Raw genomic sequence first — 11,928 nt, forward strand, 5'->3', positions numbered from 1 at the left:
TTGGTTAATAACTAGAGGATCCAAATGCAGGCTTTAGTCGAGTTTTTACCGCTGCTAATATTTTTTGTGTTTTACAAAACACATGACATTTTCTGGGCCACCGGCGCTCTGATGGTGGCATTTACCTTACAACTTATTGTTACCTACGTACTCAAAAAACAAATCACCAAACAACAATGGATCTTTTACGCCATCGTAATGATATTTGGTGGGTTTACCCTGTTTCTGCGCGATGAAACCTTTATTATGTGGAAACCGACGGTAGTGTATTTAATTTTTGCCGGAGTGTTATTGGGTAGCCAAGTGCTTAAACGTCCCGTACTGAAACAGATGATGGAATCTGCGATTCAATTACCCGACAACATTTGGAGCCGGGTCAATATTGCCTGGGGAATATTTTTCTTATTAGCCGCGGCAGTTAATTTGTTAGTCGCGTACGAATATACCCAAGAACAGTGGGTTAATTTTAAAGTATTCTGGATGACTGCGGCCAGTTTGGTCTTTACGGTATTGACCATAGCCTATCTGTATCGCTACCTTCCCACAGAAGACACACCTAAAGAACCTAATGAGCAGGAAAATAAATAGCAATGTGGTACATGATTTACGCTGAAGATGTAGAAAATTCGCTGGATGCCAGAATGAAGGCACGTCCGGCCCATGTGGAACGATTACAACAACTTAAACAGCAAGGACGGTTGCTGATAGCAGGTCCGATCCCAGCCATTGATAGTGACGATCCCGGCCCTGCCGGTTTTAGCGGTTCATTGGTCGTAGCCGAATTTAACAGCTTAATTGAAGCCCAGCACTGGGCTGATCAGGATCCCTATATCGAGGCAGGCGTCTACGCAAAGGTCACGGTTAAACCTTATAAAAAGGTTCTCCCCTAGTTCAAATGCTCAGAGTCAACGAGTTTATCCAGCTAGCAGATGATGAAATAGACATGACGGCTATCCGTGCCCAAGGCTCGGGTGGCCAAAATGTTAATAAAGTTTCCTCGGCAATCCATCTTCGTTTTGATATTAACGGGTCATCACTACCAGAGTTTTACAAACAAAAGTTATTGGCAATGAAAGATAGCCGAATAACCCAAGATGGTATTTTTATTATCAAAGCGCAGGCGCATCGGACTCAGGAAATGAACCGTTTGGATGCCCAACAACGTTTAGTTGAAATTATTTTACAAGCCGGTAAAACCCAAAAAGCACGTCGTCCGACTAAGCCAAGCAAGTCTTCCCAGATCAAGCGGATGGATAGTAAAACCAAGTCCGGTCAAAAAAAACAACTACGTAAAAAAGTCGATTTTTAGGGCACACAATCCAGTAATCGTCTGTCCATATCAGCCATCACTTTGGCTTTGAAACTTTTCTCTGCAAGCTGTTCCAACTGTTGTTTGTATTTGGCAATATCGACCATCTCGAGGTTGGCCGAAATGGTTTTAAATATTCGCGGTAATTTGTCGCCGGGGCATTGAATATGATGCAGGCCACCACTGTAAACAAACAAAACCTTTCCCTTGTCCAGCCGCTCCAGGATCTCAGCGACACCGCCCCGTACATTCATCGGTTTACCATGCTTATCCAAACCATTGGGTCGCTTCATACGTCCTTCAGGTAAAATCGCCGTGATAACATCATCACTCACATGAGATAAAAAATGCTGCCAAGATTCATCTTTTTTACGGGTAATGGGAATCGCACCAGGCAACAATGCTTTCAATATTTTACCGGCTAACGGACGCTGCATGGTAATATCAGCACCAGGCACTACCACTTTGTGAGCGATATCCCACACCAGACGCCAACTGGCGAAACGAATAAAAAGAGGTTCGAACAAACTGGTATGATTCAAAAACACAATCAATTTAACTTCTGAAAATGCCTCTTCCTGCTCTTCGCTAAGCCACGTTTTACTGCCCCGATAAAATATATGCGACAGCAGTTTCACTTTTGCCATCAATAGAAAACTGAAAAATTTATACATAGGCCTGTGATAATAATCCTCAAATAAAGCGCACTATTTTACGCGTAAATTGACTGACGAGTCACCGTTATCGAATAAACAAATGCGATTATAATTCAACATTTATATATAAATCAGTCCCTAACAAAAGTGCAATTGATTCTGAATCAATATTACTTAAGTTTTATTACACATGGCCGATAGCTATATCGAGAGTAGCAAGAGGTGTAGCTGTGGCATTAACATTCCCAATTAAAGCAGGAAAATCGGTAGCGATGCTGCTGACCATCATAGTTGCTTTGTTAACTCAAACCGGCTGCATGCAAGGACAAACCTTTGCTGCGACCAGCGATGGCGATGTTCCCTCAACATCCGTCTCTGATAATACGCTAAAAATTGTCAACGGGGTCTTTTATACCTCCCTGACCCGTGGCGATTGGTATTATAAGGGCGCCCGCGCATTTAACGGCACAATTAACGCCTACATAGAAGTTCCCGGTGAGTTAGGTATGAGCAAGGTCAATCTGCAACAATATTTACAAGTATCCATTTGTCCCGGTGCGGATAGATTGATGCTGTGGCAACAGTTGCATAACATTACCCTAAATGTGCATCTGTACACCGATGGTAATCGTGAAGGCGTACATACTCAATGTCGTAATCCTCTGGCGTAAAGAGGTTTAGGCTGCTTTAGTATTGTTAGAATAAAAAGGGCTTCGGCCCTTTTTTTATACTTGTTAACCAGAGACTTAATATTGAAGATAATGTCTAATTTAGGCACACTGCAGAACAACATGGCAACGGAAAAATATGAATGAAACGATTATCAATGCTAATTTGCATATTAATACTGACTGGCTGTCAGAGTCCTCGCCAATCATCGTCTTCATTAACCCAGTCATTAAACAGCGATAATCCAGAGCAACAAGCTTGGCAATTTTTACGTAGTGTAGAGCAAACTCGCCCCGATCACGTTAACACCTACAGAGTCTGTCATATTAATCAGGATAACAGTGTCTCCGATACTTTCCATGAGCAGGGTAAATCCTTTATGGATGGCGATGTCCCAGCATGGCAGGATGGTGAAACCATCAGTACTGTTAATAATCCCAAGCAAATCAAAATAAAGCTTCGTACATTAGGTGCCATGTGGGCAGTACAAATGGTGTTTCACCCCACCAGCAAGCATCGCTGTGAATTTAACCCGCAAGAGAAAGATAATTTATGTAATCCCAGTTGGTGTAATCTGACTATCGGTTCCGGTAAATTAAAACCAGCTGAAAAAGATGACTATTTAAACAAGATAGCCACAGCGGCTAAATCCATCGGCATGCAAGTGAGCTACGAATAAAGTAAATCCGACGGTCATGGGTTAATTCTTAATTCAGCCCCGATTCATTTGCCCAGACTTATTCTTACTAGCAATAAAGTAAGGAGAATTCTGATGCGAAATTTACTCGTTAAAACCTTAATCCTGTTGCCAACCTTAGCCTTACCTTCAATAGCATTGGCTAAGCACACATCCAGTTTTAACTACGCTTATGCTCAAGTCGAACGAGTAAGCGCTGTTTATAAGCTGGTTAACGTTCCCCAATATAATCAGCCTCAGCTTACTTGCCGTGAACAGATGGTACAACGCGACTCCGCGACTCCCACCGTATTAGGTGCCATAATAGGTGGCGCAGTGGGTAATGCGATAGGGCATAATAAAACCAATAAACGTATTGGCACCCTTGCAGGAGTGATATTAGGCGGAGCAATTGGCCAAGATGTCGCTCGGCAACAACCATCAATGGTTGTCAGGACGCAATGCACGAATAGGATACCTGTTGTTAGACAACGTCAGTTAACAGGTTACAACGTCACCTATCGTTATCATGGCCAACATTACACCACGTTTATGCATCAACATCCGGGGAAGAAAATTAAACTTAAAATTCAAGTCACTCCGGCTTTTATGTCAAGCTCATAACAGAGTAGACTAACTTGTATGGCGGCTAATATGAAACTGGCAAGTTAGTCAAAACACCCCAACCTATAAAAGAGGACTTATGTTCATCCGTTGGTTAACACAAAACAAATTAAGGATCCTAATCAGTCTACTGGTGTTGCCAGTGATGACAACATTGGCACAACAGGATAAAAAAGAACCGATAGATAAAGCTCAAGCCATTGAAAGAGTTAAACAGAATACTCAAGGCCGAGTATTAAAGGTCAATCAAAATAAAGATCAATACAAGGTGAAAGTACTACAAAAGTCAGGCCGTGTTGTATCTGTCGATGTGGATAAAAAATCGGGAAAAATCGTTAAACCCCGCAACGTCAAAGAACGGGATAATCGTTAATGCGAATATTGATAGTTGAAGATGATAGCCGTCTATTAATGCAATTAGACGCAATGTTACGGCAAAATGGTTACAGCATCGACTTAGCCGATAATGGCGAACACGGACTGTTTTTAATTCAGGAATACCCATACGATTTAGCCATTGTTGATATTGGATTACCTAAAATAGATGGTCTTGAACTCATTCAACGTGCCCGCAAAAATCATGTCAGCTGCCCTATTTTAATTTTAACCGCCCGAGATCGCTGGCAGGAAAAAGTCGAAGGGCTAGATTCCGGTGCCGATGACTATTTAACCAAGCCTTTTCACAACGAAGAATTATTAGCCCGAGTCAACGCTTTAATTCGCCGCTCAGCCGGGCAATCGAGTCCACTTATCGAAAAAGGGCCAATGGTATTGGATACACGCGCTGAAGAAGTGCGCGTTAACGATGTGACTATTGATTTAACCGCCTATGAATATAAAGTACTCGAATATTTGGCGCTAAACCCGGACAAGATCGTGTCGAAAACCGAATTGACCGAACATATTTATGATCAGGATTTTGATTTGGACAGTAATGTCATTGAAGTCTTTGTGGGTCGTCTGAGACGCAAACTGGATCCTGATAGTCAATTTAATCCGATTGAAACGTTGCGTGGACGCGGATACCGGCTTAACCGTCAACTGTGAGCAAACTATCACTCACCCGGCGTAGTTCCATTGCTGCTCTGCTAGTGGTATTAATTTTTATTCCACTAACGGCCTTAACGCTGGAAAAAGCCTTTGTTAGCAGTTTAACCCAATCCATGTATGAACAGCTCAACATTCAGGATTTAGGGCTTATTTCAGAATTTGAATTAAACAATGGCGAAATCCATATGCCTTCCCACTTGTTTAATGAACAGTTCAATATTCCCGGTTCCGGTACCTATGCGTTTATTGCCATGCATTTAATCCCTGCTTGGCAATCCTCATCTGCGGTGGAATGGCATTCTCCGCCAGCCCTTGCCCGCCCCAATATTGGTGAAGAATTACGCAGCACCTTAGAAATTGAAGGTAAAGAGTATTTTCAGTTTAGCTATACGGCTCAGTTTGAAGATAACAACATGTTATTTCCAGTCACTTTTCATGTATTACAAGACAAACAGATATTTAATACTGAAGTCAGTCAGTTTCGCAGCACTCTATGGTACTGGCTAGGCTTAATCGCTTTGTTACTGGTGGTATTAATTCTATTCAGTCTTTCAGCGGCACTGCGCCCCATTAGCCATTTAATTAAACAAATACAACAAGTGGAAAAAGGCCAGGCACAACGTATTGGCAGTCATTATCCCGCCGAGCTGGAAAAGCTAAAAGCCAGTATTAATCATTTAATTGACGTCGAAACCAAGCAACGTCAACGCTATCAGCATAGTCTCAGTGATCTCGCTCATAGCCTTAAAACCCCGCTGGCAGTGCTTAACGGCCTGGAACACTTACCCAATGAAGCCCACCTTCCGTTGAGTCAAATTCGAAATCAGATTGACCGTCAACTAAAACGCGCTGTAGGAGGTAAAGGCAGTGGTTGGCAAAAAGCGATTGCGATCTCCCCAATTGCCGAACAATTGATTGCCGCAATGCAGAAAGTGTACCGGGACAAAGCCCTTGATATAGAACTAATCGCTAACAATCAGGCAACCTTTGTCGGTGATAAAACCGATTTAATGGAGTTATTGGGGAATATATTAGATAACGCCTGCAAAGCCGCCCGCCACAAAGTGCGCATTAGCCTTAAGCTCGCGGCCAAACAACTCACTATCAGTATTGAAGACGATGGTCCCGGTATCGAGCAACATCAGCGAGAAGCCATTATGGATAGAGGTTCACGCCTGGATACTTACGGTGAAGGACAAGGTATTGGCATGGCCATCGTGGCCGATTTATTATTCGCTTACGATGGCCAGATTGACATTACGACTTCTGATTTAGGCGGTGCCAATATCACTCTGCAATTTCAATATTAGTCTTTTCATTCGGCTCTATATTTTCCGAACCGAGTAACGTCGCTAACCAACTGCTGTCTTCGTTACTTTCTAACGCAATCTTAACTATCATCGTGAGCGGCACCGATAACAGCATCCCTACCGCTCCCAATAACCAGCCCCAAAAAATTAACGACAAAAATACCACTAATGTAGATAACCCTAAGCCTCGCCCCATAAAACGTGGCTCAATCACATTACCCATTACCATATTGATCATAAAATAGCCCAACGCCACCAACCCGGCGGTGCTCGGCCCCAATTGCACCAACGCTAATAAAACCGCCGGTAACGCGGCAATAATCGAACCGATATTGGGAATATAATTGAGTAAAAAAGCCGATACCGCCCACAACATGTAATGATCGACACCGAGCACATATAACAACAACCCTGCTAAAATGCCGGTGGCCAAACTCACTCCGGTTTTAATGGCCAGATAGTTTTTTACTGACACTAAAAACCGGTCAATATGTTGAATTTTCATATCCGGATCATCCATCGCAATATGAACTTTGCGCGGGAAACTGTCTGCTTCAAAGAGCATAAACACCACAGTCAACAATATCAGCATAAAGTTCGCCATTACCCCACCCAATCCGGACAGTAAATTACTGGCTAGCCCCATCGCCATGCCGGGATCAAAATGGGAAAGCAGCTGTTTTTTATCGATACGAATATCCAAAACTTGCAATTGATTGGTCAGCCATACCATTTTTTCACCCAACTGGGCTTGGTATTGAGGCAACCGCGCAGAAAAATCATTCATCGACTGCCCCACTAATCCAGCCAGAAACATACCCATAATGACAATCAAGACAATGACCAAAATGATCGCCAACCAGCGAGGCACCCGATATTTGGCAGCAAACTCAACAATCGGGTAACAGGAAATAGCGATAAAAATCGACAATAAAAAAGGCACTAATACGGCGCTGGCGGTTTTAATCCCGGCCAAAATAATGACTATAGACGCGAGTATTAATAAAATTCGAACCGACTGACTCATACATATTTCCCTGTTTACCAGCAATTAAATTAAATGTGATTTGCCAAACTGGCAGATTTGTATAGTACCATTGAAAAATAATAAGCTGACAATCTTTAGGATCACCATCAATGAATATGGATCTGGCAACAATTCGTATTAAGAATCTGCGTTTACGCACTTTTATCGGTATTAAAGAGGATGAAATCCAAAATAAACAAGATGTCGTGGTCAATGTTAAAATTCAATATCACGCTGAACAAGCCACCAATTCTGAAGATATTCAAGATGCGCTCAACTACCGCACAATCACCAAACGCATTATAGAACTAGTCGAACAAAACCGATTTTCATTGCTGGAAAAGCTCACTGCTGAAGTATTAGCAATAGCGTCAGAACATCAATGGGTTACCTATGCTGAAGTAGAAATAGATAAGCCACATGCGTTACGATTCGCTGATTCGGTATCGTTATGTTTATCCTGTTCTAAAAACTAATTTTGTTCCAATAGCAAAACCTTAAATATCCGCACTAATAACAGGAATTAGGTGATGTGTCGGGATTAATTTCACCATCCACTTCATCGGGGTCAACGTCATTAAGCAGCAACACTTCGCGTACCGTCTCGATATGCTGAAGAACATGCTGATAATTGTCCCCATATTCATATTTAGTGACTTCTATTGCCTTAGGCATATAGCTAAAGGCAATTTTTAACGCCATCAGAGCTTCGTCATTGAGTTTATCGCTCATGCATTTACCTTATTATCTGAATTGATTAATTTACACCATATTACGCAATAACTGACTGGTATTAAGAGATAACAGGCGCCAACAGCTGATGGCCCCCAATATTCCCACCACCAGCGCGCCAATCAACGGGGCGAGTATCCAAAACGGCCAATGCAAGGTAAATTCCATATTGAATATTTGGCTTTGCAACAAATACAACGTCAATTCATTTGCCAAAGCTGCCATTGCCCCCGCAACCACACCAATAATGACAAATTCAAAAATAACACTAAAACGGATCAAACTGCCTTTTGCGCCCAGGGTTCTTAATATTGCCAGCTCCTGCAAGCGTTCATCCATACTGGCCTGAACCTGTGCAATCAGCACCAGAGAACCTGCACATAACACCAGTATTAAAATAAACTCAACCGCCAGCGACACTTGGTCAACAATATCGCGCAACTGGTTTATTCTGGCATCGACGTCAAATAAACTGACACTGGAAAAAGGAGCCATTAATGGCGTTAAAGTTGGCTTATTCGCCTCATCCAAATGGAAACTGGTGATATAAGTGGCAACAAAATCCCTCATGGCGGCAGGCTGGAATATAAAATAGAAATTGGGCTTCATGCTCTGCCAGTTCACTTCTCGTAAACTGGTAACCTTGGCTTCTAATATCTGCCCTCCGATATTGAAGGTCAGCCTATCTCCAAGCTGAATATCCAGTCGCTCAGCTATTTTTTGTTCTACTGAAACTTCTTTGATTTCACCTATTGATTGTCCAAACCATTGACCAGCAACAATTTTATTGCCTTCCTGGACCTGATCTATCCACGTTAACGCGGCTTCCCGGCCTAATCCTGCACGGCCTTCATTTTGACCATTATCATCCTCTTTTGACACAGCCGTTCTAACCCGTTCTCCATTAATAACCGATAGACGTCCACGGATCATCGGATACAGATTGCCCATTTCAACCTGTAAATCACTAAAATGCTGTTTTAGCTCGGGCAACTGCTGCTGGGTAATATTGGCCATAAAATAATTAGGCGTCCCCTCGGGCAGCTGATCACGCCACTGGCTGACCATATCGTTGCGCATCACCAATACCACTAATAGCAGTAATAATGTAATCGAGAAGCTGATCAGTTGAACCGCATTGTCCATTGCCCTGCGACGGATTCTGGCCCACGCCAGTTGCCAAGCGCCGATACTGCCCTGCCCCAATTTACGTCCGATACGAATCAATCCCATTGTCACTAACAACAACAGAACGACTAACACAATCCCGCAACCAAACAGAATCAAGCTAATCTTTATATCCCCACTATAGGCCCACATCAGCAATAAAATTGCGCCACCGGCAGCGGTAAACTGAACAAAACGGGAACTGAGGTTGGCTCCCATATCACGGCGCAGCACTCGTAACGGGGGAACCGAGAACAACTTTAGTAACGGATAAAGAGAAAACAGTACCGCGCACACAAAGCCGGTAAATACCGCCACTAACACTGGTCGCCAATACCACGAATCCATATTGACCGGCACTTGTTCGGCAATGGCCAGAATCACCCCTTGCTGAATCAGATAACCAAATAACACACCTAACAATATGCCGGATAAGGTAATAAAAAATATCTGTAATAAATAAACTTTCTGCACCAATGCCCGACTGGCACCCAGGGTTTTCATAATGGCAACAGGATCAAAGTGCCGCTGGCTATAACGTTGGGCGGCAACCGCTATCGATACTGACGCCAAAACAATGGCCAATAAGCTGGCTAACAAAAAATAACGCTCTGCGCGACGTACCGAACGACCAATAGCCGAATCATCATCGGCAACCGAATACCAGCGCTGCAATTCCCGATTAAGTTTGGGTTCCAGCCAGTCGTAATAATCATTCAGTACATTTTCGTCACCACTAAAAAAATAGCGGTAACCAACACGGCTGCCCGGTCCAGCAATATGTGTCGACTCCAGATCAACCAGTCGCATTAACACCAAATGATCGTTACCAAATACGCTAAATCCGCGATCAGGAATATCAGCCACCACTTTGCTTATCGTCAGCAGCGCATCGCCCACTTCCAGCTTGTCGCCGATTTCTACGCCAAGCACTTGAAAAAGCCGTGAGTCAATCCACACTTCACCACTGGCCGGTAATTGGCTGGTTTCCTGCGCAATTTCAAAGGGTTTTTGACTAAATTTGATCTTGCCTTTTAAGGGGTAATGTTGATTTACCGCGCGCACATCGGCCAATACCATTTTATCGTTAGCGAATACCATGGAACGCATTGCCCGTTGCTGGGCATGCTTAAGTCCCTGAGCCTCAGCTTCGCTGATCCAGCTAGGATCAACCGCTTTGGAAGAACTCAGTTCCCGATCTGCGGCCATAAACTGGGCACTTTTTTCGGTTAAGGCTGCTTGTAGCCGAGCACTAAACATCGACAACGACAATACCGCTGCTACTGACAACGTAATGGCGACTAAAATAATAGTCAGCTCGCCGCGCCGCGCCTCATGACGAAACAGTCGCCACGCTAAACTAGCCCACACGGATTTTCTCTCCCACTGCATCAGGTTCCGTTAATTCACCACCATGCATATGCAACTGACGTTCACAACGGGCCGCTAAATCGGCATCATGAGTGACTAAAATCAGGGTCGTATCGGATTCTTGATTGAGTTGAAACAACAGGTTTTCAATTTTCTCACCATTGGCAGCATCCAAATTACCCGTTGGTTCATCAGCAAACAGAATTTTTGGCCGAGTTATAAATGCCCGGGCGATGGCGACTCGCTGCTGCTCACCACCACTGAGTTGATTGGGGTAATGATTGGCACGATGGGCCAGCCCTACCAAACTAAGAATTTCATCAGCCCGTTGTTTGGCATCGGTTAAACCGCTAATTTGCGCTGGTAACAACACATTTTCCAGCGCGGTTAAACTTTGTACCAACATAAAGCTCTGAAAGATAAACCCCACTTTGTCACCACGTAAACGCGCACGCTGTTCTTCATCCATGCTATGCAACGCCAAGCCATCAAGGTATATTTCTCCACTAGTGGCTGTATCCAATCCGGCTAACAATCCCAGTAACGTCGATTTTCCGGATCCTGAAGCACCGACAATGGCAACAGATTCCCCTGATTTAACAATCACATCAATAGGTTGAAGAATTTGCAAACTGCCTTCTGAAGTTGTTACTGTTTTGCTTAAAGCTCTGGTCTCTATCATCTAACTGAGGATCCTGTTAATGCGTTTCAAAGTTGTTTTTTTACTATTGCCCTTACTGATAATGTCTACTCAATTGTCAGCGGCGCAACATAAATTACTGATTCTTGGTGATAGCCTAAGTGCAGCCTATGGGGTGAAGCAAGAACAAGGTTGGGTAACTTTGTTACAAAATGCATGGAAAGAGCAAAATATCGATGTTGTTAACGCGGCAATTAGCGGCGATACCACCGATGGTGGGCTAGGCAGGTTACCGCGTTTGCTGCAACAAACCGAGCCCACCCATTTACTCATCGAACTCGGTGGCAATGATGGTCTGCAAGGCTACCCGATTAACAATATGCGCAAAAATTTGGCAGCAATGATTGAATTGGCGCAACAGCAACATATCCAGGTATTCTTACAACAAATGCGCATCCCAACTAATTATGGCGCGCGCTATACCAAGCAATTTGAACAAACTTATGTCCAGTTGGCCGAGCAATATCAAATCCCCCTGATCCCCTTTTTATTGCAAGATATCGCACTTAACCCAGCCTTGATGCAACGGGATAGCATTCACCCCAACGCTAAAGCTCAACCGCAAATAAGTGAGTTTATGCAGCAGCAATTACAACCGCTAATCCAAGATCACTAGTGTTGATTTAAATTAACCCTG

16 protein-coding genes are annotated in these 11,928 nt (G+C 43.5%); 11 read left to right on the plus strand and 5 right to left on the minus strand.

The genetic code is table 11. The features are described from left to right. Positions 1-24 precede the first annotated feature (24 nt). Genes ACTD55_RS02305 through arfB form a run of 3 tightly spaced genes read left to right on the plus strand, consistent with a single transcriptional unit; the run spans position 25 to position 1,309 of the window. Complete coding sequence (locus tag ACTD55_RS02305; RefSeq protein ID WP_438862685.1) at positions 25-588, plus strand: septation protein A; 564 nt, start codon at positions 25-27, stop codon at positions 586-588. 2 nt (positions 589-590) lie between these two features. After that, positions 591-890 (plus strand): YciI family protein, encoded by a 300-nt coding sequence (locus tag ACTD55_RS02310; RefSeq protein ID WP_438862686.1) that lies wholly within the window; start codon positions 591-593, stop codon positions 888-890. Positions 891-895: 5 nt separating this feature from the next. Continuing rightward, a complete protein-coding gene (arfB, locus tag ACTD55_RS02315) occupies positions 896-1,309 on the plus strand; it encodes an alternative ribosome rescue aminoacyl-tRNA hydrolase ArfB (RefSeq protein ID WP_438862687.1) in 414 nt (137 codons plus the stop codon). On the opposite strand, the gene ACTD55_RS02320 is transcribed toward arfB, so the two are convergent. Continuing rightward, positions 1,306-1,956 carry a 1-acyl-sn-glycerol-3-phosphate acyltransferase gene (locus tag ACTD55_RS02320; protein WP_438862688.1) on the minus strand — a complete coding sequence of 217 codons (651 nt, stop codon included), beginning with the start codon at positions 1,954-1,956 and terminating at the stop codon, positions 1,306-1,308. The genes arfB and ACTD55_RS02320 overlap by 4 nt on opposite strands. A 239-nt stretch (positions 1,957-2,195) precedes the next feature. Here ACTD55_RS02320 and ACTD55_RS02325 point away from each other — a divergent pair, with 239 nt between their 5' ends. The 6 genes from ACTD55_RS02325 to ACTD55_RS02350 all read left to right on the plus strand — a co-directional run bounded on the left by ACTD55_RS02325 (position 2,196) and on the right by ACTD55_RS02350 (position 6,294). Further along, the gene (locus tag ACTD55_RS02325) at positions 2,196-2,636 is read left to right on the plus strand and encodes a hypothetical protein (protein ID WP_438862689.1); all 441 of its coding nucleotides are present in this window, start codon (positions 2,196-2,198) and stop codon (positions 2,634-2,636) included. A 140-nt stretch (positions 2,637-2,776) separates the two neighbouring features. Continuing rightward, positions 2,777-3,313 carry a hypothetical protein gene (locus ACTD55_RS02330; protein WP_438862690.1) on the plus strand — a complete coding sequence of 179 codons (537 nt, stop codon included), beginning with the start codon at positions 2,777-2,779 and terminating at the stop codon, positions 3,311-3,313. A 93-nt stretch (positions 3,314-3,406) separates the two neighbouring features. Continuing rightward, on the plus strand, positions 3,407-3,934 hold the full coding sequence (locus tag ACTD55_RS02335; RefSeq protein ID WP_438862691.1) for a glycine zipper 2TM domain-containing protein: 528 nt from the start codon (positions 3,407-3,409) through the stop codon (positions 3,932-3,934). A 79-nt stretch (positions 3,935-4,013) separates the two neighbouring features. Next, entirely contained in the window at positions 4,014-4,307 is a 294-nt protein-coding gene (locus ACTD55_RS02340) for a PepSY domain-containing protein (protein ID WP_438862692.1), read from the plus strand. Continuing rightward, positions 4,307-4,981, plus strand: a complete 675-nt coding sequence (locus ACTD55_RS02345; RefSeq protein ID WP_438862693.1) for a response regulator transcription factor — start codon at positions 4,307-4,309, stop codon at positions 4,979-4,981. The genes ACTD55_RS02340 and ACTD55_RS02345 overlap by 1 nt, the downstream gene beginning before the upstream one ends. Then, positions 4,978-6,294 carry an ATP-binding protein gene (locus ACTD55_RS02350; RefSeq protein ID WP_438862694.1) on the plus strand — a complete coding sequence of 439 codons (1,317 nt, stop codon included), beginning with the start codon at positions 4,978-4,980 and terminating at the stop codon, positions 6,292-6,294. The genes ACTD55_RS02345 and ACTD55_RS02350 overlap by 4 nt, the downstream gene beginning before the upstream one ends. Here ACTD55_RS02350 and ACTD55_RS02355 read toward each other — a convergent pair. After that, positions 6,272-7,321, minus strand: coding sequence for an AI-2E family transporter (locus ACTD55_RS02355; protein WP_438862695.1), 1,050 nt, complete (start codon positions 7,319-7,321; stop codon positions 6,272-6,274). The two genes, ACTD55_RS02350 and ACTD55_RS02355, sit on opposite strands and share 23 nt — an antisense overlap. Positions 7,322-7,431: 110 nt before the next feature. Between ACTD55_RS02355 and folX the strand changes: the two genes are divergently transcribed. Beyond that, entirely contained in the window at positions 7,432-7,797 is a 366-nt protein-coding gene (folX, locus tag ACTD55_RS02360) for a dihydroneopterin triphosphate 2'-epimerase (protein ID WP_438862696.1), read from the plus strand. A gap of 34 nt (positions 7,798-7,831) precedes the next feature. Here the strand turns inward: folX and ACTD55_RS02365 are convergent, their stop codons facing one another. From ACTD55_RS02365 to ACTD55_RS02375, 3 genes are read right to left on the minus strand one after another with little or no spacing between them, the layout of a single operon-like run. Next, complete coding sequence (locus ACTD55_RS02365; protein WP_438862697.1) at positions 7,832-8,053, minus strand: penicillin-binding protein; 222 nt, start codon at positions 8,051-8,053, stop codon at positions 7,832-7,834. Between the two features lie 30 nt (positions 8,054-8,083). After that, positions 8,084-10,612: an ABC transporter permease gene (locus ACTD55_RS02370; RefSeq protein ID WP_438862698.1), complete on the minus strand. Its 2,529-nt coding sequence runs from the start codon at positions 10,610-10,612 to the stop codon at positions 8,084-8,086. Further along, a complete protein-coding gene (locus ACTD55_RS02375) occupies positions 10,581-11,273 on the minus strand; it encodes an ABC transporter ATP-binding protein (RefSeq protein WP_438862699.1) in 693 nt (230 codons plus the stop codon). The genes ACTD55_RS02370 and ACTD55_RS02375 overlap by 32 nt, the downstream gene beginning before the upstream one ends. Before the next feature lie 19 nt (positions 11,274-11,292). Between ACTD55_RS02375 and ACTD55_RS02380 the strand changes: the two genes are divergently transcribed. Beyond that, a complete protein-coding gene (locus ACTD55_RS02380; RefSeq protein ID WP_438862700.1) occupies positions 11,293-11,907 on the plus strand; it encodes an arylesterase in 615 nt (204 codons plus the stop codon). The last annotated feature ends 21 nt before the right edge of the window (positions 11,908-11,928 follow it).

The organism is Neptunicella sp. (genome assembly GCF_048268085.1).
Classification (GTDB): Bacteria; Pseudomonadota; Gammaproteobacteria; order Enterobacterales; family Alteromonadaceae; genus Neptunicella.